The sequence below is a fragment of the Kitasatospora sp. NPDC008050 genome (assembly GCF_042957465.1).
GTDB lineage: Bacteria > Actinomycetota > Actinomycetes > Streptomycetales > Streptomycetaceae > Kitasatospora.
This window is the reverse complement of sequence record NZ_JBIBIJ010000040.1, coordinates 1-19,643: the sequence shown is the minus strand read 5'-3', so window position 1 is coordinate 19,643 and position 19,643 is coordinate 1. Positions and strand designations below refer to the sequence as shown.

The window sequence follows — 19,643 nt, the reverse complement described above, 5'->3', positions numbered from 1 at the left end:
ATGAAGACCGCCCCTGATGGGCCATCAGCCCGCTACACTCACCGCGCGCAGCCTCTGAACAGGCAAAACGTCGAAGTCCTGCTGGAGTACTAGGAGAGCCGCAACGAACGGTGCTGCGGCGTTATCGGCCGGCCCAGCGGATGTCAGCGTGTCCTCGTACGGTTCGCGATCATGACCCGTCGCACGCGCTTCCTCGTTGACGAACACCCGCTGATCGCCGCCCGGTGGCACCCCGGCCTGAACGGGAACCTGGACAAGGCGACCATCGGGCCCGGCTCGCACCGGCGGGTGTACTGGGTATGCGACGACGGTCATACGTGGCAGGCCGCCGTGCACAGCCGCGTCGCCGGGTCGGGCTGTCCCCAGTGCGCCGGCTACGTCGCGCCAGGACGCGTCAGCCTCGCCGAGCACTCGGCGCACCTGGTCGCCGAGTGGCACCCTCGCAACAGCTTCACACCGGACAGCACCACTCCGGACTCGCAGCGCAAGGTGTGGTGGCGCTGCCCCGGCGGGCACGAGTACGAGGCACGGATATCCAACCGGAGCCGGGGAACGGGCTGCCCGGCTTGTGCCCGGGCCGGCATCCTGCCCCAAGCGCGCCGCCTCGAGGAGCTCCCCGACATGCTCGTCGAGGTCGATCCGGACACGAACCCCGGCATCGACCCGCGACACCTGCTCACCAACGACAAGATTCGCCTGATCTGGAGGTGCGCGCAGGGGCACCAGTGGCCCGCGTCGGTGCGGCACAGGGCCATCGCCGGTTCCGGCTGTCCCCAGTGTGCCGGGCGCAAGGCGGCACCGCAGCTCGAGCGAGCGCATCCAGGGCTGGCCGCCGAGTGGCACCCCGTCCGCAACGAAGGCCTCGCGCTGGAGAAGATCACCGCCGGATCCCACCGTGTCGCGTGGTGGCGATGCTCGGACTGCCAAGGCGAGTTCCGCGCGAAGATCTACTACCGGGTCCGTGGCACCACCCGGTGCCCGCACTGCGCGCAGCGCGTTTCCCACCGCGACCTGGCCACCGAGAGCCCTCGCATCGCCGCCTTGTGGCACCGCCGGCTCAATGCGGGCCTGACGCCCCACCAGGTGACCGCGGGCTCCAACACGGTGGTGTGGTGGTCCTGCCCGCGCGGCCACGAGCCGTGGCGGGCGATGGTCGCCCTGGTCTTCCTCGGCCACCAGGCCTGCCCCGGCTGTCGTCAGCGCACAGGCGCCTCCCGGTTCTTCGACAGCTATGCGCAGGCGGACGAGGCGGCGGTCCGACGAGCGCGTGGGCTGGCCGCGATGAAGAGCCTGTTCCTGATGCTGATGGGCCAGAACGGGGACCGCGGCCTGCCGGGCGGCAAGCCGAACTGGGGGCCCGCAGGTCGGTCGGCGCTCGAGCGCGTCCTGAAGGGCCTTTGACGTCGGCATCGATCGACCAACGCAGGATGCCCCGGCCCCTGACGGGGCCGGGGCAGCTGCGTGAGGTTGTGGGTCAGCGGGCCAGGTTCCCCCGAGCCGGACCGCACCGCCGACGGCTCCGACAACGTGGCCGGCAACTGCGCCTCCTCCGGTGCGCTTTACCGGAAGCGATCCACTCCCCGCCCGCCGCCTCGAACCGGACAACAGCCCGGGCTCGCGGCAGGCACAAGGAGAGCACCGCGTCGCTGGGCGCCCGGCCCAACAGCACCCAGGCCCGCCGGACAAGCTGAGTGCCGATCAGCGCGGCCGGTTCGAAGCCCTCGGAGTCGGCTGGCAGGGGCGCGTTCCAGCCGCATGGTGGTGTACTCAGCCCGCACAGTCCAGCGTCAGGCCGGAGGCGAGAGGAGCTCCTCGCCCTGGCAGGTGTCGGCGCGGTCGGAGTCGGCGCAGAGGCTCACACTGTGACGGGCCGGTCGCCGATGAGGGGAATGTCGTTCGCCAGTACCACACGCCGGCCCGCGCTACTGTGTTGGCCGATCACCGCGTACCGCAGGCCTTCGGCAAACTCCGCGGCCGATGCGCGGTTCGACCGCGGAATCCGAACCGCATCCGGAGCGCTTCCGCCGCCGTTTCCAGGACGCCCATCACCCACGGGCCGGACCCGCTGCCGCCCCGACAGCGGGTCCGACCGGGGCGGAGCGGTCACTCGACGATGACCGCCATGTCGCCGTAGCTGGCGTACCCGGCATCGAAGGCCGCCTCGCTGATCTGCAGCTGCCCGCGGGCCGGGTCGTTGACCAGATACTGTCCGTTGCTGACCGCGGTCACGACGACGGAGTGCTCGGACGGGCCGGCGTAGGGCACCACCTGACCGTCGTACGCGGTGTACGAACTCGCCGCGACGTCACGCCAGTTGTAGTCGACCCAGACGATCGCCGGGTGTCCCGCGGCAACCGCGCTGCGCAGCTGGGCGGGGGAGATCCCCTGTCCGGCCGCCGCCACGGACAGGCCGTAGGACTGCGCGGCCTGGGCGATCGGCGGGTAGTACACGCCGAAGCCGGTACCGGCTGCTTCCGAGCCGTTGGGGTCTCCCACGAAGGCCTGGAACGGGTCCCCGGACAACGGCCCGGACACTCCCGCCTGGGGATGTGCCAGGTCGACGCCGATGGTCCCGAGCACGTCCTGGTCCGAGACCTGCACCCCCCGTGCGGCCAGCACCATGCGCAGGGAGGTGGCCTCGCAGTCGTTGCCCAGTTGCTGCTGGTAGGCCGGGACAGCGGCGGAGGCGGCGCTCGAGGGGGGCGTGCCCGCCACCATGACAGCGCTGGTCAGGGCCGCGGTGGCGGCCGCGGCCAGCCAGCCGTGCCTCTTCGTCGCCAGCCGGCCCAGCATTGGGCGCCTGCCGGCGCGCGCTGCGGTCGCGGGTGACGAGGCCGCGGGTGGAACCGGCTGTCGCGGGCTCGGGTGCGGGCACCGCCCGCCGTTCAGGACGTCCTCGTGGCTCTCCATGGCCCATCTCCTTCCCATGGCTCCTCATCGTCTGAGGACCGGACATCCGCCGCCGGCTGCGGCCGGCCTGAGCGCAGGCCGGCGGCGGCTACGGACGTCCCCTCCATCGAACCTCGGCTTCGCCCGCTTCGCCTCGCGGTGACACCAGCGCTGGCGGAGCCGGCCACGGTCGTGTATGCGACGGGAGTTGCCCGGACAGCCGACAACCGCGACCCGCGCGTGGTCCGGAGCCCGGAGGGGAGCCGCGCATCGCCACGCTGCGGAAGGAGCGGCAGGACAGCACCGGCGTCCCCAGGCCGCGGCCCGCCCCGGGGTCCGCCGGTGCTGCGGTGCTGCGGTGCTGCGGTGCTGAAGCGGCCCGCTACTTCGGCGGTGTGTCTCCACCGGTGTTCCCGGCCGCCCCACGCGGATCGCGAGCCCGTGTCGACTGCCTGAAAGGGACTCGAAAGGGGACCTGGCGCTGAGGGGCTCATGCGGGGTCGGCGGTGTCGATCAGGCCAAGTTCCAGGGCGTCGTGGATGAGCCGGGCGGCGGCGTCGGCATCGTCGGCATCGTCGCTGAGCAGCGGGCGGGTCGGGTCGTCACCGGGGACAAGGAACCGGCCGCCGATCAGGGCGGCCCAGCCGGGCAGGTTGTTGACGCCGTGTTCGATCCAGTCCAGCGGCTTGCGGCCCCGCCGGACGTAGAACAGCCCCGGGACGCGGGGTCCAGCCGGCCAGGTCCCAGCCGGGGCCGAGCAGGTGGGTGGCGTTGCGGGTCAAGTCGAGCTGACCGTGAGTGGCCTGCCTCCCACCGGGGCAGGCCACACACACTGCCCTGACCTGCGACGGGGAGTCCCGACGGAGCGAAACTCACCAGGCAGCAGCAGCGGCGCCGGGTAGCAGCGGTGTAGCAGCCGGGGCCGGCTGCTACGTAGCACGACCAGCGGCCGGGTAGCGGCGGTGGCGCAGCGGTCGGTCGGTCGGTCGGTGTCGCCCGCGGCGGGGCCGGCCAAACCGGGCAGCGGCGGTGTAGGCATCGGTGATCGCACGGACGGCTGTCTGCCCGGTGCCTCGTCCGGCCGCGCAGGCGCACCGGGCGGTGAGGGCGTCGGTGAGCGGCGCCACCAGCTCGGGGTAGCCGAGGTCGCCCCGGGAGCCGGTCGGCTCCCGGGTCCACTCCGGGCTCGGGTTCCGGTTGCGGGCCGTGCGCCGCCGCCGTTGACGACGTCCGCAGCAACGGACCACGGCTTGGTCGCCTGCGGCACCGTCGCCCTGTGGCGGGCGTGCCTCGTCCTGGTCGCCGTCCCGTTCATGCCGGTGCGGTCAGCGGTGGTGCCGCGGTCAGTGCACCAGGGGCAGGAAGATCGTGTCGACGATCTCTTCGAGGACGTGGTCGGGCGCGGGGGCGAAGGTCGTGAGGAATTCGTGGCGCAGTAGGTCGAAGGGGAGGGACTTGATGCGTTCGGTGAGGAGTGCGGGCGTGATCTCGCCGCGGTCGACGGCGCGCTCGAAGAGCACGTCGACAGCCTCCTTGCGCCCCGTCACGGACGGGTCGGTCAGGTCGCCGGGGCTGGTTCCGGTCTCCTGGTGGTGGCCGGCCAGGTGCACGCTCATGACGGTGACGAGCTGGACGCGGGCGGGGTCGTTGATCTGCCGCATCAGGGTGAGTACGTCTTCCCGCAGGCTTCCGGTGTCGGGGGCTTCGAGGATGTGTGCCCGCAGGGTGTGCACGATGGCGGCCCGGGCGAGTGCGTCACGGTCGGACCAGCGGCGGTAGAGGACGGGGGGGCTGGTGCCCGCGCGCTTGACGACGGCATCCATGGTGAACCGGGCGTAGCCGTTGTCGGCGAGTTCGTCCCAGGCCGCGTCGAGCAGCGCCTTCTCCAGCGCCGCTCCGCGGCGTCGCTCGGCCATGCGAATCCCCTCAACGATCTAGATAGATTTGCCTATCTAATTCTAGCGGCCTAGCCTGGTATCCGTAAGATAGAGCTCTATATCCTAGGGAGCGTTCGTGAACGCCACCGATGCCAGGCCACCATCGTCCACCGCACCGTCCGACCGGATCGATCCGGCCTTGCGGCGCCTGACCATCACCTTGATCATCGGCGCGCTCGCCGTCATCTTCGACACCACGATCATGACGGTCGCCATCGACGGCCTCGCCGGACAGCTGCACGCCCCGCTCGCGGACGTCCAGTGGGTGAGCACCGCCTACCTGCTGGCCCTGGCCACCGTGATGCCGGCGGTCGGATGGCTCCAGGCGGCCCTGGGCGGCAAACGCCTGTGGATCGCGGCACTGGGCCTGTTCCTCGCCGGGTCGCTACTGTGCGCCTCGGCGTGGGACGTGCAGAGCCTGATCGCCTTCCGGGTGGTCCAGGGCTTCGGCGGCGGGATCATGATGGTGCTGATGGTCACCCTGATCATGCAGGCGGCCAAGGGCCGCAACATCGGCAAGGTCATGTCGCTGATCACCGTCCCCACTGCGCTGGGCCCGGTCATCGGCCCGGTCCTGGGCGGCGTCATCCTGCACCTGGGCGACTGGCGCTGGATCTTCCTGTTCAACGTCCCCTTCTGCGTCGTCGGCGCCTGGCTCGCCGTCCGCCACCTGCCCAAGGACGAGTCCGCACCCCGCCCCCGCCTCGACGTCGTCGGCATGCTCCTGCTCCCGCCGGGCATCGCCGCCCTCATCTACGGCCTGACCCAGCTCACCGGACCGGACGCACTGACCAGCCCCAAGGTGGCGCTGCCGCTGTTGGCCGGGCTCGCCCTGCTGCTCGGCTACCTCGGCTGGGCGCTGCGGCGCGGACCGGACGCCCTGATCAACATCCGGCTCCTGCGCCACCGCGCGCTGGCCTCGTCCTCGGTGCTGGTCTTCCTGTCCGGCGCCGCCCTGTACAGCACCATGCTGCTCCTGCCGCTGTACTGGCAGCAGGTCCGCGGCGAATCCGCCCTCGGCGCAGCACTGCTGCTCATCCCGCAGGGCGTGGGCACCCTGGTCTCCCGCGCGCTCGCAGGCCGGTACATGGACCGCTTCGGCCCGCGTCCAATCGCCCTGGCCGCCTTCGCCCTCACCTGCGCGGCCACCGTACCCTTCGGCTTCGTCACCGCCTCCACCAGCAACACCGCTCTGATGGCCGTGCTGTTCCTGCGCGGCGTCGCACTGGGCGCCGCCATGATCACGATCATGGGTGCCCCCTTCATCGGACTCGAACCCGAAGAGATCCCCCAAGGCGCCGGCATCGGCCGCATGGCCCAGCAGATCGGCGGCGCCGCGGGCACCGCGCTCCTGGCCGTGATCCTGCAGCGCACCTCCGTCGGCGCGCACAACCCCAACGCCCTGGCCTCGGGATTCGCCGACGCCTTCCGGTGGGCCGCCGCATTCACCGCCGCGGCCGTTCCACTCTGCCTCCTGCTGCCCGGCCGACCCCGCCCGGACACACAGGCCCAGAACACCACACCCACCGAACAATCCATCAAATCCTGAACACCCCCCCGAAAGAGCTGGTGGGCCTGCAGGGCGAAGCCGCGCACCCGGACGCGCTGGGGACCGAGCCCGGTGTGCAGGCGCTACGCCGCGTCCGCCAGGCCCGGACGGTGGGCGGAGGGTTCGGCCAGGCGACTCCACCGCAACACGTCGGGGCGCTGGGTCGTAGCCCGGTACTTCGGACGGTTCCGCCTCTCCCGGCGAGACCGGTGGGTCTTCGGCGACCGCGACAGCGGAGCCCTCCTTGGCATGCGCGCGGGACGTCAGCGCCAACGGTAGGTCGCGCCGGTCATCGCCGGGAGCAGCACCGGGCCGCCCGCGGCGGTGTCGGGCTGGACGGTCCGGTCGAGGACGGCGCCGATGGCCGGGTAGAGGTGGAGGCCGGCCGCGTCAGCCGCCGGCAGCCACACCACCGGTGCCTGGCCCGGGTCGTCCTGCTCGGCCTGGGCGACGGCCTCCACCAGGCCGTCGGGCAGGTGGGCGGTGAAGACCAGGTGCCGGCGCCGGAACGGCTCGTCCTCGCCCAGCCGCTCGCTCTGCTGGTCCTGGACGTACCGCAGCACCGGCGGCGCGAGCAGCATCGCCAGGTCGAGGTCGAGCTCTTCGAGCAGTTCCCGGCGCAGCGCGTCGATCGGGTCCTCGCCGTCCTCGACCAGGCCGCCGGGGAAGGAGTGCTGGGGGCCGGCCGGGCGTTGACGGCGGATCAGGCACACCCGGCCGTCGTGGACCAGCACCGCGCACACCCGCACGCGGACCGGCCCGCTTCCCGTGCCGCTGCTCGTCACGGCCGGTACGGGGTCGCCGCCGTGGCCGCTTCGTCGGCGCCGGGCGGCAGCGTCGGCAGCGGCCAGGACGGATCCGGTGCCCAGGTCGGCCAGCCGCCGGCGAACGGCCCGGTGCGGTTGTCCAGCATGCCGATCGCCCGGCCTCGGGCCTGCTCGACCTGGCGGCCCACGTAGTCGTCGACCACACCGAGGCGGCGCAGCTGGGCGTACTCCTCGGTGTCCTTCCAGTGGTGCCCCGACAGGTCGGGGGTGATGACCAGGTCGAGGGCGAGGTCCATGGTGTCGATGCCGAGGCCGGGGCGGCGCCGGTAGGGGTGCTCGAAGTTCACGTACCAGCGCAGTGGTTCCTTCGTGGCGGCGTCCTGGAAGCAGTGCACGGAGAACCACTCGCCGTTCAGGAAGTGGCTCAGCAGCTCGGTGCCGGTCCACCGGTAGCGGTCCAGGGCCCAGGTGCCGGCCGCCAGGTCGGCCAGGCCCTGCCGGCGGGCGGCGGCGTCACCGGTGCGCGTCGAGGAGATCCAGGTCGTCGGGGCCAGGCTTTCGATCCCCGGCCAGTAGGCCAGGGTCAGCACGTGGCCGGTGTCGTCGATCACCCGCTGCGGCATCGCGGTCCACACCCGGTCGGCATGGACGTCGCGGCGGATCGCAGTGGTGCCGGACTCGAACAGGGTGGTGTCGGTCATGGCGAAGAGTGTTCCCGGCCTCGGGGCCGGGAAGTCCACTCGAAGGTGTGACGGCGGGTCAGGGCTTGGGGATGCCGGAGCGGCCGGCGGCCCAGCGGTTCGCCGGCTGCGGGGCGTCCAGGCACGTGCGCGGCTCCTGGACGGCACGGCTGGCTGCAGGGCGCCCTCTGGAACGAGGCCGGCGCGGTCTGCATCCTCGGCGCCCAGCTGCGGATCGTGCGGGCCGGGTTCAGCGCACCGGCCGTGGTCGAACGCGCCCGCTGAGCCTCGTCCTGCCCGGCCCCCGCGCGGAGGCCTGAAGCCGCGCGCCCGAGGTGACGGTGCGCGGTGCGCGGTGCGCGGTTCACCGGAGAAGGTGGCCGAGAACGAATGTGGCCGTGGTGGAGCGGGTCGACGACCGCTTCGAGGAAATCTCACCGTAGGCTGCGGCATCGTGCATGAACAATCAAAGAAGCGTGAGGCCGCGATGCGGCTCCAGCTTCGTGGGACATTCGATGCCGATGCCGGCGCCTACCACTGCGGACGCCCCGGCTACCCGGCGCGGGTCTACGAGATTCTGTCTGAACGCTGCGGCTTGGGACCGGGCTGCCACGTACTGGAAGTTGGACCGGGAACCGGCCAGGCGACTGGGGAACTACTGGCCCGGGGCGCCCGAATCCACGCAGTCGAATTCGGTGAACAAATAGCCCGTCAGCTGCGAAGGACCTTCCCCGGGAAGCCACTGAGCATTGTCGAAGGCGACTTCGACCTTGTGCCGATTCAGCCCGCCACCTACGACCTCGCCGTGGCAGCAACGTCCCTGCACTGGCTCGATCCCTGTACTGCGGTACCCAAGATCGCGGATGCGCTCAAGCCGGAGGGCTGGCTGGCCGCCTGGTGGACGGCCTTCGGCGATCCTGAGCGCCCGACGGCATTTCGTGCCCACGTGGAACGCATCCACGCCCGGCACCTACCGGAGAAGGACCGCGGGACTGGTCACCTTCCCTATGCCCTGCGTATCCAGGACCGCGTCGCGGACCTTCGCGCTGCCGACAGATTCGGCCCTGTGGAGGTAACGACCCTCAGGTGGGAGGCAGTGTTCAACCCCGCACAGATTCGTCAGTTATTCGCAACCTTCTCCCACCTCCTCGATCTGCCGGCTCATCGACGCGAGATGGTCCTGGACAAGATCGCACAAGCTGCGGAGAGCCTCGGCGAACCTGTCGTCGAGCCCTACGTCACCACTCTCTTCTTGACTCGTCGGACCATTTAGCTCGGCTTGGGTGTCAGCGGCCAGTTCAGATGGCTCTGATCAACATTTCGGGATCGCCGGGTGTGACTGCGCGTCAGGCCGATCTTTGAACGGGCGTGCTCTGTCATCAGACGCTGAAGCTGTTGCTGCCACACCTTGCCGCCCTGGTGGTCGAGGACGTCCGCGAGGTCGGATCGGGGGTGAAGATCACAGCCCGAATAGCTTCTGACTATGCATGTTGTCCGGATGCGGTGCCGGTTCGGCGCGGGGCCACGATCGCTGTCGGCGGCGGATCGCCGACCTGGCCATGGGTGGCCGCGCTGTGACGATCGTCCGGCCAGTGCGCCGGTTCCACTGCGAGAGCGTCGGCTGTCCACGCCGAATCTTCACCCCATCCGAGCACGGAGGCCTGAGCGTGAGCCTCCTCGGTCTTCGGCCTTGTCAGCGATCCACGTTCGCATGGTGGAACCAGAAGTCCGGAATGTACGAGGCCACCGCGGGGACAGGTGTGACGCCTGCCGCGCTGTCCTTACCCGCCTGGGCAAGCGCCACACCGGCACCGAGGCCGAACAGCACAGTTGCCGCTACGCCGACTACTACACGCTTGATCACTATGGTTCTCCAAGGACTCGAAGAGGTCAGTGCGCACAGTGGACCAGCGGCCGATAGACGTTCGATCAACGTCAGCCACATGGGGTGGCCCTGAGGCGGCTCCGAGGTCCCAGAACAAAGCAGGCGGGCCCCTGCCAAAAGGACGCTGTTGGTCAATCCGGGCGGCCGGCGCCACCTCCGCCGCACGCGGTCACCTCCCGAGTGAGGGCCGCGCTGCGGGCCCTGGCCCGCTGGGACGAGAGGCCCAGCGAGCTGCACGACGAACTGACCGCGGTGGCCGGCGAGTCCGGGCCGTGCGAGAAAGCGCGCCAGGCCGGGCCGGCGGAGGAAGGACGTGCCATGAGCGGGCGACGTGCCATGAGCGGGCCCAGGGCTCCGGTCAAGGCGGCGGAGCAGCCCCGCATCGGCAATCTGGTCGACCGTATCGAGGCCTCGCGTCACACGTTGCACTGTCGAGACGATTGAGTATCAGAGATGGCTTCTGGATTATTCAACGTATCTCCAGGCGTGCATATCGTTGCGGACATGGATACATTCACCCTCGGATCCGTGGACATCACCCGTGTCACGGAGTGGCAGGGCCCCTTCGCTCCCGCCAGCGTTCTCTTCCCGTCCATTCCCGCCGATCTCTGGCGGGAGCACCGCTCCTGGCTCGCCCCTCATTTCTGGGACGCCGAGACCGACAACTACCAGGCGCACATGCAGACCTGGGTCCTGCGCAGCCAGGGGCGCACGGTCATCGTCGATACCGGCCTGGGCAACGACAAAGAGCGCTCGGACGCGGTGCTGGCGGGCCGCAAGGGCGACTTCCTTGAGCGGCTCGCGACTCTCGGCGTGACGCCGGACGATGTCGACATCGTGGTGAACACCCATCTGCACGCCGACCACGTCGGCTGGAACACCCGTCTCGTGGACGGCGCGTGGGTGCCGACCTTCCCCAACGCCCAGTACCTGATGAGCAGGGCCGACTTCGACTACTGGAACCCGGACAGCAACAACCCGCGCAGATCCCGCTTCGGTGACCCCGCCGACAGCCGGGCCACGTTCGAGGACAGCGTCCTGCCCGTCCACCGGTCAAGCCAGGCGGTGCTGTGGGAGGGCACCGGCTACCGCATCGACTCGGACCTCAGCCTGGAGCTCGCCCCCGGGCACACCCCGGGCTCCGCGGTGCTGAAGCTCGACTCCGGCACGGATCGCGCCCTGTTCGTCGGCGACCTCGTCCACACCCCACTGCAGTTCTTGGAACCCCACCACGACACCTGCCTCAGCGAGGACCAGCACGAGGCGACGCGGGCGCGCATGCGCATGCTCGAACAGGCCGCGGCAACCAACGCGCTGATCATTCCAGCCCACCTGGGCGGAGCCGGTGCGGCCGAAGTCGTGCGCAACGGATCGAAGTACGCCATCAAGCAATGGGCCCCGCTCCCACCACCTGCGTAACGCCGTTCACCGACCCCGGCGAACTTCGCCGGGGTCCCCGCACCCCTCGATCCGGGACGCGCCCTCGAAAGCCTTCAGCAGACGAAACACGAAAGACTCTGGATTAAATCCTGCCGTCTTTCGATACTCTGTCGTCTTGTCGTAGGGTCACTTCATGGATGTTCTGAGTGATGTCATCTCCGCGATGCGCACAGGCAGGCCCTTCGCGAACCGGGAGGACCGCGCGGGAAACTGGCACACCCCGTTCGAGGCGTTCGCAGGCGCCGGATTCCATGTGGTCCTCCAGGGTTCGTGCCAGCTGGTTCCACCGACCGGCCCCCCGACCGTGCTGAGCGCCGGCGATGTGGTCCTGACACCGCGCGGCACCGAGCACTCCCTGACGGGCCAAGGGCCCGGGACGGCGACGTCACTGCTATGCGGTGCCTACCAGATGGACCAGTCACGGCCGCACCCGCTGCTGGCCGCCCTGCCCGAAATCATCCACCTGCCCGCGCAGGTCGGCCGACACCCCTCACTGAGTTCGGCGGTCGCACTGCTCGGAGGCGAACTGCAAGCATCCCAGCCGGGAGGCGACGCGGCTGTGCCCACACTCCTGGACCTGCTGCTGCTGTACCTGCTGCGCGCCTGGCTCAAGGACGAAGCGGACGGTGGTACCTCCGGCTGGTCGGCCGCCCTGGGCGATCCGGCGATCAACCGCGCGCTGAGTGCCATCCATGGGGACCCGTCCCGTCTGTGGACCGTCGAAGACCTGGGCAGAGAGGCACATCTGTCACGGGCAGCGTTCTCCCGGCGGTTCACCGCCCTGGTGGGAGAGCCGCCGCTGACCTATCTCACGTGGTGGCGGCTGACCGTGGCGGCGCGACTCCTTCGGGACTGCGACGCCCCCTTGTCGAGCGTTGCGCAGCAGGTCGGATACAGCTCGGCGTACGCCTTCGCCAACGCCTTCAAACGAGCGCACGGAATCGCCCCCGGCCAGTACCGTCACGAGCGCCGCGCGGGCCAGGACACCACCCAATGGCCGGTCACGGCAACAACCACCGCCTGACGTCGCCGATCACAGCGTCCGGCGGACCGTCGACCGCGTCTCGCCGGGCTCGCCGATGTCGTGGTCCCCGAGGTCGCGGAAACCAGCGTCGCGCGTGAGCCGCTGACGCACATGCGGGCCATCGTCGAGGAGTTCGCCGCGTCGCCCAGCATCGGCTCCGCACTTGCCGTCGCCTCGAAGCCCGCGTGGCAGCGGCCGCACTCGGGGACCGCCCCGGGTGAGAGGCGCAGTCAGAGGCCGCCGGGGCGGGCCAGTCCGGTCTGGTAGGCGATGACCACGAGTTGGGCCCGGTCGCGGGCGCCGAGTTTGGTCATCGCACGGTTCACATGGGTTTTGGCGGTGAGCGGTGCGACGTAGAGCCGTTCGGCGATCTCGTCCTTGGACAGGCCGGCTGCGACCAGGGTGACGACCTCGTGCTCTCGCGGGGTGAGGGCGGCCAGTTGTGGTGGCGTGTTCCGGCCGGGAGTGGCGGGTTGCGCCAGGAAGCGGTTGATCAGGACTCTGGTCGCGGTCGGTGAGAGCAGGGAGTCACCTGCAGCGACCACTCTGATGGCGTTCAGCAGTTCGTCGGGGTTGATGCCTTTGCCGAGGAAGCCGCTGGCTCCGGCGCGTAGTGCCTCGGCGACGTATTCGTCGTTCTCGAAGGTCGTCAGTACCAGGATCTTGACGCCTGCGAGGTTCTCGTCCTCGGTGATGAGCCTGGTGGCGGCGAGGCCGTCGAGGTCGGGCATCCGGATGTCCATCAGGACCAGGTCGGCGCGGCTGCTGCGGGCCAGTTCGACGGCCTCGCGTCCCGTTGCGGCCTCGGCGACCACTTCCATGTCGGTGGCGGAGTCGATGAGTATGCGGAAGGTGCCGCGCAGCAGGGCCTGGTCGTCGGCGAGTAGCACACGGATGGTCATGGTCAGCCCTTTCGGTCGGCGCGCAGCGGCAGCTCGGCGTTGACGCGGAAGCCCCCGGCCGGGCGTGGTCCGGCGGTGAAGGTGCCGCCTGCGGCTTTGGCCCGCTCGTGCATCCCGATCATTCCGTGACCGGTGCCGGTGCCGGTGCCTTGGGCTCGGCCGGTGGTCGTGGTGGCGGGTCCGCTGCCGCTGCCGGCGTCCCGGGCGCCGGGGACGTCGTCTTCGACGGCGATCCGCAGCGCCTCGGTGCGGTAGTCCAGGTGGACCCGTGCCGACACGAGGCCGGCGTGCCTGCGGGTGTTGGTCAGGGCTTCCTGGATGATCCGGTACGCCGCCAGGTCGGTGATCGGCGGCAGCTCGTCCGGTCGCCCGGTGCGTTCGAGTGTGATGTCCAGGCCGGAGTGGCGGAAGGAGTCCAGCAAGGCGTCCAGAGCGGCGAGGCCGGGCGCGGGTTCGCGAGGCGCGGCCGGGGTGTCGCTATGGCGGAGCAGTCCCACGGTGGCGCGCAGCTCGTCCAGTGCCGCCCGGCTGGTGTCCCGGATGCGTTCGAGAGCCTGGTAGGCGTGGTCGGGATCGGTGCGCATCAAGTGGTGGGCCACGCCTGCCTGGGCGTTGACCAGGGTGATGTGGTGGGCGACGACGTCGTGCAGCTCCCGGGCGATGCGCAGGCGTTCCTCGGTGACCCGGCGGCGGGCCTCCTCCTCCCTGGTGCGCTCGGCCCGTTCGGCTCGCTCCAGGGCGGAGGCGAGCAGTTGGCGCCGACTGCGGACGGCGTCGCCACTGGCCACCGCCAGGCTCAATCCGGCGATCTGGGCCAGGTACTGCCAGACGTCGGCCAAGCTGGCACGGGAAATCAGCGACGCGCCGACGAGTGCCACGGTGGCGCACGCGGCGACGCGCCAGGCCGTACGCCGGTCGGTGCGCATCGCCACCGTGTAGAGCGCGACCGCGATGGGGGCGGCCGTCGGCCCGACGAAGGTGAGGACGAGAATCTGGGCGACGCTCACGGCCAGAGTCGCCGCGAACACCTGGACCGGCCAGTGCCTGCGGGCGACCAGCGGTACGCAGGCGACTGCCAGGCCGATGATGTACCAGGCGACCGAGGTCCGGTGGACGTATGCGACGGCTGCCGCCACCGGGGTGGACAGGACGAAGCAGCCGACCGCGACGACCAGATCGCCCCTCCACGGCTGGGTCCGAAGCGGCTGTCCGAGCCGGCTGATCATCTGCACTCCTCTACCGTACGCAGGGCCGGACCGGCTGATGACGCCGGTCCGGCCCTGCGGTGCCCGCGGGATTGTTCAGCTCGCTGCTACGGCCTGGCTTTCGTGTGCCAGTAGTTCCTGCAGCCGCGTCTTCTCGGCGTACAGGGCCTCGAAGAGCGCGGTCCGCTGTTCGTCAGGGAGCGAGCCGATCGAGTGCTTGGTGAGACGCGATGCGTCGCACCATTCGAGGAGCCCGGGGTCCGCGGACCACCGCAGGAGCTGGTCATCGGCGTGCGCCATGCCGCGGAGCCAGTCCAAGGTGGTGCTGGGGTGAGGCGAGGCGACGCACATCCGGTTCTTCTGGGCGTCGTCGTCGTATGCCGCCTCGACGTGGGCGGCGAACGCGGCGCTGAACACCTGCTGGCACGGGACGATCGCCTGCAACGTGATGCGGGAGGCACTGAACATCGGCACTGCCGGCCGCGCCTCAAGGCCATCCGCGGTGCAGTCGATGTAGAGGGTGCCGGGGCGGGCGGAGACGGTCGCCCCGTCGAGTTCCACCGTGTCGGTGCCGATGCGCTTGACCCTGCCGTGACGGACGATGTCCGGGATCCGCCGGAGCTGCTCGAGTTCGGACCGGGTGACGGTCGCGCAGCGGAACGCCGTCGGCGTGACGTCCGAGGACAGCCGCAACAGGAGCCCGCTGGCGTCCAGCCGCTGAAAGAGCTCCTCGACCGTGTGGGATCCGAGCACCGCTCCGACCCGGGCCTTGAGCAACTCGGCGTTCATCGCGGCGAACTCCGGCCCGGGCTGGATCTGAGCCCGGTCGAGCAGCCATGCGTCGCGCGGCATGATCCAGGTGATGCCGGACGGGTCGACGCCGTGCTGCAGAAGCCAGAGGCACGCGTCGATGCCCGTCTTTCCCGCCCCCACCACGGTGTAGTGCGACGACGGAAGGTCCTGGGCCGGCAGCTGATTGGGAGTGATCAGCCGGACCCCGGAATCCACCTCGTACTTCGGCGGGCACATCGCGGGAACCGTGACGTTCATGTAGGTGGCGTCCACGGTCCGCCGGCGCACGCGTATGTCGAACTCGCGACCGGTGACGACCGAGTGACACCGCTGGACACCCGGTCGCGCCGGATCCGCGCCATCGTAAGCGGACATGGGGAAGTACGAGACGCGACCGGTGGGCAGGAGGGTTTTGCGCATCACCTGGTCGAAATACGTGAGGATCTCATCGGCCGACGCCAGCTCGTGAAGACCCGCGTTCCAGCCGTGCTGGTCCAGTTCGCCCGTTCCCAGTACGCGCGAGTTGACGCCGTAGAACGACGAAGCCTGATGCAGGCGCACGAACGGGTAGGCGACCGTCCAGTGGCCGCCGGGCCGGCCGTAGCGATCGACGATGGCCACCGTCGCGTCCGTCTCGGCCACCAGAGCGTCGGCAAAGGCCATGCCCATGGCTCCAGCCCCGACGATCAGGTAGTCGACCTCTACGGTTTCCGTTTCTGACAACGTATTTCCTCTCTCGTGGTGGTGCGGAATTCGCGATCGCACGGGCAGAACGACGCCTTCGTCGCCGCTCACCGGTGCGTTGTATCGCCGCTGAATGCCCGTGCATGCAGGCCCGGGGCGATCGGAACGGCTCCTTCGGGAACACCGAAACCGCCGATGGGACGGTCACCGGACTCGTCAAGTCCTCGGGGGGCGCGCTCTCCGAAGCCCGGCAACGAAGGCGCAACGACGTGATTCGAATCGGCGCCAGTCGTACTCTTCGAGTCAGTACTGGCACAACTGCTGGACGTAGGATCGCGGGATCCCCTGTGACCAGCCGTCGACCGTCTCGGCCTCGGGCAGCCGGACACGACGCAGGCGGTCGCGCAGGTCCTCCGGCGCTTCCTCAGGCACGGCGAGCAGGAAGGGCGTGACAGCGTCGGAATCAACCACAATGCTCTCTCCCCCGCATCGCGGGCAGAGCGGCGATGCGTGTTGTTGCGTTCTTGCACGACCAGAGGCCGCCTTTGCGTACACCCCGGCCTACCGGAGATCGGGGGCGGCTTCGCGGTGTGCTGCAGGGTGCACGGCTGCTCCAGGCTCCTCGACAGACGGTGCTCGTTTCGCCGCTTGCGGCACTGCTCACCCTGCCGGTCGCGCCCCGGGGCTGTCGTCGTGCGCCCGCAGACCTTTGACCTACCACGAGCGCAGTACGAGGCGGGTGCGTATCTTCTGAGGGTGGAAGCAAGACCGGGGTGACCCGCGCAGACAGGTATCCGCCCGCACCGTGGGGTGCCTCACGCAGGCGGCATTTCATGCACGGACAGACCGAAGATCGCCCGACCGAGCCGCCGCATTCGAACCCATGCTCACCAAGATCGGTACGACAGCGGCTTCTCGGAGTCATGGAGCCGGATCGATTCCTGGCCGGCGACGCACTCGGCTTCCGACCTCGCCTTGCTCAACCCACCGGCGACACCGCAGGAGATTCGGGCCGCGGAACGGATCCTCGGCATCCCGTTACCCGGTGATCTCGCCGAGTCTCTGCGATGCCCGATCCGCTGACACCGACGAGCTCTTCGAGGGGCCGCAGCCCGGTGCGAGGCAAAGGATGGCAGGGGCGGCTGCGATCAGGGCGGCGTGGGGCACGAGCATCTCCGAAAGAGGATTGACGGCTCGCCAGGTGCGAGAGCAGCGAGCATGCTCTCTTGAGATGATCTTGAAGCCTTGATTCGCAGACCGGGGTCGCGGTGAGCGGATCAACAGAGGCGGCTTCGGCTGAACCCCTCGCCGGGGTTCGCCGAGGCGCTCGACGCGCGGCTCGCTCCCGGGCACTGCGCCGCACCGTCCGTCCCCGCCCAGCCGTGATCAACATCCAGGAGTACCACGTGAGTCAGACCGGCACCCTGTCCCCCGACGACCGTCAGGAGGACACCGCCCCGGACCGTCGGCCCTGGCTGGTGCAGGAAACCACGCGGGAGCGGTTACGGCTTCGGGCCGTGGAGCGTTTCGGTTCAAGGGTGGGCAGAAGACCGCGGAGATTGCCGCTGTCCTGCGGATCAGCGTGCGGTCGGTCGGGCGGTGGCGCCGGTCCTGACGCGAGGGCGGCCAGGCAGGCGTCCTGTCGAAGGGGGCGCCGGGCAGACCTCGGCTCAGTGAGGCCCAGATCGTCAGGCTGGAGCGGGTGTTGGAGCGTGGTCCGCTGGTTCACGGCTGGGCGGACCAGCGGTGGACGCTGGCACGGATCAAGACGCTGATCGGCCGCTGGTCCGGCCTCGGCCGGCGCGCCTACCGCCGCCTCCGCGCCCGCCTCCCCACTGGGCGCCGGCCTGGCGGCCGATCAGCGGCCCCGCGCACCTTCCCGGTGCGCGGGGCCGCTGTGTGTCTACTGGCAGGTTCAGACGCAGTGGGGCAGGCCGGGCACGTTGTGGAAGGCCGCCGCGTAGTCCACATACGGTGCGAAGGTATAGGCGGCCCCCACGTAGATGTCCCCGCCGCCGTTGAAGTGCACCTGCGCAGTGCGGTACCACACGTCGCCGGCATTGCCGACATTTCCTCCGACCACCCAGCAGGTCGCCACGATGTAATCGTTCGGCGAGAGGGTGAGATTGCCGTCGACCTTGCTGGATCCCGCATCGGGGGCCGTGTACACGCCCACGTGGTCGCTGGTGTCCAGCTGGATCGTCAGCGGACGGTCGCCGTAGTTGTTCGGGTTCGGGTCGGCGGACGCCTGCGAGGTCGCGCACAGGACGGACGCCCCAGCCAAGGCGAGCGCAGCAAGAGTCTTGATCGCACGAGTCATCGTGTGTTTCCCCCGTTTCCTCCCAGCCCTCCAGTTGGGCCGGTCGTTGCACGATCAAATCGCAGCCCGGCCACGCAGGCCAGTCGAGAATCGGCCAGGATGCACTCGAACCGATCGGCCCGGTCGGCCAGCCGTGCCGCTTCAGCAGCCGCCAGGTGCCCTCGACCGTGTAGCTCACGTGGAACAGTCGGCCGATCAGTGTCTTCACCCGGGCCAGCGTCCATCGCTGGTCCGCCCAGCCATGGACCAGCGGCCCGCGCTCCAACTCCCGCTCCAGCCTGGCGATCTGCTTCCCGCCGAGCCTCGGTCGCCCCGGCGAGCCCATGGACAGGACCCCGGCCTCGCCACGCTCGCGCCATGGCCGGCGCCATCGCTCCACCGACCGCTCGCTGACCCGCAACGCGGCAGCGATCTCCCGGTTCTTCTCCCCACGCTCGAAACGTTCCACGGCCTGCAGCCGGACCCGCTCCCGAACGGCCCTCCCACCGTCGGTCAACCCGCCGCCCTGTGCGTATCTCACAGCTCAGGGCCACCGGAGCCGAACGACCGCTGTCAGGCGAACGGCCCCGACATCACCCAATCAAGTTCAGTACCACTGCGCCGGCACCGCGACCCCCTGGGACCGCGCAGCACTGCACCACATGTTGGTGAACGACTTGCGGGCTTACCGGTCCAACTGGGCCTGGCCGCCGACCACTCCCCCGTCCAGGACACGCGTTCGGCCCCCGATCCTGGCGGAACACTGCCCGGATGCCCAGGCCGGCGCGGGCCTACCAGGGGGCGGAGCAGTTTCCCTGGAGCGGGTCGATCCACTCGACGTTGACGCACACCTTCGACTGGGCGCCCGGACCGTCCCAGTGGTACCCGGTGCGCACCCAGCTCCCCGGGACGCTGAAGGCGTAGATGTTGCTGGCCAGCGTCCAGGTGCTGGAGCCGTTGCTCTTGCGGTACAGCGCACCGTGGCAGTCGGTACCGGTGATCGATTGGAACGCGCCCCGGGCCACCCAGTAGTTCTGGGTGTCATCGTGCATGCCGTCCAGCAGGGCCGCACAGCCGTAGGACGTTTCCCCCACTCCCACCACGCCGCCCTGGTACCGGCTGTAACTGTCGGCAAAGGCCGGACTCGACGCCAGACCCTCTGAGGCTACGGCTATCGCACCCACGGCCAGCGCCCTGAAGCTCTTACCCATGATCCCCTCCTCACCGGGACTCACCACGGCGGCACCCGGCCGACCGGATTCCTCCCGGCACCGCACCCTGCGGCTATTGAAAGGGTGCCAGCGGCCGGCTGAGCAGCCGTCAACCCTGGGGTGGAACATGCAGGTAAACCTGCGCGGTAGGAACGGTAGGAACGGTAGGAACGGTAGGAGGAACCGGATCCACGGTGTGGTCAGGCCACCGTCTCGCCGGTTCCAGACGGCGAGCGATCAGCCGCGATAGATCCTGTCCGTACCACACTGCCGCGCTGGTGTGGTCAGCCGGTCCTACGTTGTTGGTGTGGCAGAGGGGCCAGTCGTATGGTCCTGAGGCCCAGGGACACCGGGTATGGCTTTCAGCCGGTTGCACGCG

At 69.8% G+C, this 19,643-nt stretch carries 16 protein-coding genes and 1 pseudogene; 6 read left to right on the top strand and 11 right to left on the bottom strand.

Annotated features, from left to right (window positions below; all coding sequences use genetic code 11):
- Positions 1–171 precede the first annotated feature (171 nt).
- Positions 172–1,401 carry a zinc-ribbon domain-containing protein gene (locus tag ACFZB9_RS36450; RefSeq protein ID WP_391454405.1) on the top strand — a complete coding sequence of 410 codons (1,230 nt, stop codon included), beginning with the start codon at positions 172–174 and terminating at the stop codon, positions 1,399–1,401.
- 702 nt (positions 1,402–2,103) lie between these two features.
- On the opposite strand, the gene ACFZB9_RS36445 is transcribed toward ACFZB9_RS36450, so the two are convergent.
- Both ACFZB9_RS36445 and ACFZB9_RS36440 read right to left on the bottom strand, forming a co-directional pair.
- Positions 2,104–2,793 (bottom strand): C39 family peptidase, encoded by a 690-nt coding sequence (locus ACFZB9_RS36445; protein ID WP_391454403.1) that lies wholly within the window; start codon positions 2,791–2,793, stop codon positions 2,104–2,106.
- Between the two features lie 1,439 nt (positions 2,794–4,232).
- Positions 4,233–4,805, bottom strand: a complete 573-nt coding sequence (locus ACFZB9_RS36440; RefSeq protein WP_391454401.1) for a TetR/AcrR family transcriptional regulator — start codon at positions 4,803–4,805, stop codon at positions 4,233–4,235.
- Between the two features lie 97 nt (positions 4,806–4,902).
- Here ACFZB9_RS36440 and ACFZB9_RS36435 point away from each other — a divergent pair, with 97 nt between their 5' ends.
- Complete coding sequence (locus ACFZB9_RS36435) at positions 4,903–6,375, top strand: MDR family MFS transporter (RefSeq protein ID WP_391454400.1); 1,473 nt, start codon at positions 4,903–4,905, stop codon at positions 6,373–6,375.
- Between the two features lie 263 nt (positions 6,376–6,638).
- Here ACFZB9_RS36435 and ACFZB9_RS36430 read toward each other — a convergent pair whose 3' ends face one another.
- Both ACFZB9_RS36430 and ACFZB9_RS36425 read right to left on the bottom strand, forming a co-directional pair.
- Entirely contained in the window at positions 6,639–7,160 is a 522-nt protein-coding gene (locus tag ACFZB9_RS36430; protein WP_391454398.1) for an NUDIX domain-containing protein, read from the bottom strand.
- Entirely contained in the window at positions 7,157–7,843 is a 687-nt protein-coding gene (locus ACFZB9_RS36425; RefSeq protein WP_391454396.1) for a DUF402 domain-containing protein, read from the bottom strand. Before ACFZB9_RS36425 ends, ACFZB9_RS36430 begins: the two co-directional genes overlap by 4 nt.
- Positions 7,844–8,198: 355 nt before the next feature.
- Here ACFZB9_RS36425 and ACFZB9_RS36420 point away from each other — a divergent pair, with 355 nt between their 5' ends.
- The 4 genes from ACFZB9_RS36420 (at position 8,199) to ACFZB9_RS36405 (ending at position 12,171) form a co-directional block, all read left to right on the top strand.
- Complete coding sequence (locus ACFZB9_RS36420) at positions 8,199–9,095, top strand: class I SAM-dependent methyltransferase (protein WP_391454394.1); 897 nt, start codon at positions 8,199–8,201, stop codon at positions 9,093–9,095.
- Positions 9,096–9,309: 214 nt separating this feature from the next.
- Positions 9,310–9,780 (top strand): transposase family protein, encoded by a 471-nt coding sequence (locus tag ACFZB9_RS36415; RefSeq protein WP_391454392.1) that lies wholly within the window; start codon positions 9,310–9,312, stop codon positions 9,778–9,780.
- A 431-nt stretch (positions 9,781–10,211) separates the two neighbouring features.
- Positions 10,212–11,126, top strand: coding sequence for an MBL fold metallo-hydrolase (locus ACFZB9_RS36410; protein WP_391454407.1), 915 nt, complete (start codon positions 10,212–10,214; stop codon positions 11,124–11,126).
- 154 nt (positions 11,127–11,280) lie between these two features.
- Positions 11,281–12,171 (top strand): AraC family transcriptional regulator, encoded by an 891-nt coding sequence (locus ACFZB9_RS36405; RefSeq protein WP_391454390.1) that lies wholly within the window; start codon positions 11,281–11,283, stop codon positions 12,169–12,171.
- 230 nt (positions 12,172–12,401) lie between these two features.
- Here the strand turns inward: ACFZB9_RS36405 and ACFZB9_RS36400 are convergent, their stop codons facing one another.
- From ACFZB9_RS36400 to ACFZB9_RS36370, 7 genes and pseudogenes are all read right to left on the bottom strand, one after another.
- Complete coding sequence (locus ACFZB9_RS36400; protein WP_391454389.1) at positions 12,402–13,073, bottom strand: response regulator; 672 nt, start codon at positions 13,071–13,073, stop codon at positions 12,402–12,404.
- Positions 13,074–13,075: 2 nt separating this feature from the next.
- The gene (locus ACFZB9_RS36395) at positions 13,076–14,299 is read right to left on the bottom strand and encodes a sensor histidine kinase (protein WP_391454388.1); all 1,224 of its coding nucleotides are present in this window, start codon (positions 14,297–14,299) and stop codon (positions 13,076–13,078) included.
- A gap of 75 nt (positions 14,300–14,374) precedes the next feature.
- Positions 14,375–15,865: an NAD(P)-binding protein gene (locus ACFZB9_RS36390; RefSeq protein WP_391454386.1), complete on the bottom strand. Its 1,491-nt coding sequence runs from the start codon at positions 15,863–15,865 to the stop codon at positions 14,375–14,377.
- 192 nt (positions 15,866–16,057) lie between these two features.
- Positions 16,058–16,225, bottom strand: a complete 168-nt coding sequence (locus ACFZB9_RS36385) for an epoxide hydrolase N-terminal domain-containing protein (RefSeq protein ID WP_391454385.1) — start codon at positions 16,223–16,225, stop codon at positions 16,058–16,060.
- Positions 16,226–17,669: 1,444 nt separating this feature from the next.
- Complete coding sequence (locus ACFZB9_RS36380; RefSeq protein ID WP_391454383.1) at positions 17,670–18,074, bottom strand: hypothetical protein; 405 nt, start codon at positions 18,072–18,074, stop codon at positions 17,670–17,672.
- A gap of 127 nt (positions 18,075–18,201) precedes the next feature.
- Positions 18,202–18,594: pseudogene (locus ACFZB9_RS36375) on the bottom strand (helix-turn-helix domain-containing protein); the annotation flags it as partial.
- 250 nt (positions 18,595–18,844) lie between these two features.
- Positions 18,845–19,264, bottom strand: coding sequence for a hypothetical protein (locus ACFZB9_RS36370; protein WP_391454381.1), 420 nt, complete (start codon positions 19,262–19,264; stop codon positions 18,845–18,847).
- Positions 19,265–19,643: the final 379 nt, after the last annotated feature.

Bases quoted from the DNA above. Each gene is read 5' to 3' on its own strand.
- ACFZB9_RS36450 (WP_391454405.1), top strand. From the start codon at position 172: ATGACCCGTCGCACGCGCTTCCTCGTTGACGAACACCCGCTGATCGCC.
- ACFZB9_RS36445 (WP_391454403.1), bottom strand. From the start codon at position 2,793: ATGCTGGGCCGGCTGGCGACGAAGAGGCACGGCTGGCTGGCCGCGGCC.
- ACFZB9_RS36440 (WP_391454401.1), bottom strand. From the start codon at position 4,805: ATGGCCGAGCGACGCCGCGGAGCGGCGCTGGAGAAGGCGCTGCTCGAC.
- ACFZB9_RS36425 (WP_391454396.1), bottom strand. From the start codon at position 7,843: ATGACCGACACCACCCTGTTCGAGTCCGGCACCACTGCGATCCGCCGC.
- ACFZB9_RS36415 (WP_391454392.1), top strand. From the start codon at position 9,310: ATGTTGTCCGGATGCGGTGCCGGTTCGGCGCGGGGCCACGATCGCTGT.
- ACFZB9_RS36410 (WP_391454407.1), top strand. From the start codon at position 10,212: ATGGATACATTCACCCTCGGATCCGTGGACATCACCCGTGTCACGGAG.
- ACFZB9_RS36405 (WP_391454390.1), top strand. From the start codon at position 11,281: ATGGATGTTCTGAGTGATGTCATCTCCGCGATGCGCACAGGCAGGCCC.
- ACFZB9_RS36400 (WP_391454389.1), bottom strand. From the start codon at position 13,073: ATGACCATCCGTGTGCTACTCGCCGACGACCAGGCCCTGCTGCGCGGC.
- ACFZB9_RS36395 (WP_391454388.1), bottom strand. From the start codon at position 14,299: ATGATCAGCCGGCTCGGACAGCCGCTTCGGACCCAGCCGTGGAGGGGC.
- ACFZB9_RS36380 (WP_391454383.1), bottom strand. From the start codon at position 18,074: ATGACTCGTGCGATCAAGACTCTTGCTGCGCTCGCCTTGGCTGGGGCG.
- ACFZB9_RS36370 (WP_391454381.1), bottom strand. From the start codon at position 19,264: ATGGGTAAGAGCTTCAGGGCGCTGGCCGTGGGTGCGATAGCCGTAGCC.